1 protein-coding gene is annotated in these 283 nt (G+C 42.0%); it reads left to right on the top strand.

Going from position 1 to position 283, the window contains the following annotated elements:
• Positions 1-283: EAL domain-containing protein (locus HBA93_RS20725; RefSeq protein WP_221724528.1), on the top strand; the 283-nt coding region annotated here is incomplete at both ends.

Here is a 283-nt window from a genome sequence, read left to right as displayed (position 1 = left end):
AACGAGTATTGATGAGCGCATTCATTTACTACGTGACGTCGATCAAGGGCTAAATGAGAATCAATTCGAGCTGTACTATCAACCAATCGTAGCAGCCAAATCCGATAAAAAAACATCACTCGAAGTTCTACTTCGCTGGAAGCATCCCAGTGGGGAAATCCGTACACCAGCTCAATTTGAGGCGGCATTAGATGATGAGTACACGTCGAAAAAGATCGGCCAATTCATACTGCAATCAGTCTTTAATGACGCCCAAAAAATGAAAGAGCTATATATTGAACCT

Origin of the sequence: Ochrobactrum sp. SFR4 (assembly GCF_019730395.1) — a bacterium.
GTDB lineage: Bacteria > Pseudomonadota > Alphaproteobacteria > Rhizobiales > Rhizobiaceae > Pseudochrobactrum.
Note: the sequence above shows the minus strand (reverse complement) of the source record. Positions and strands in the feature narration are given on the sequence as shown.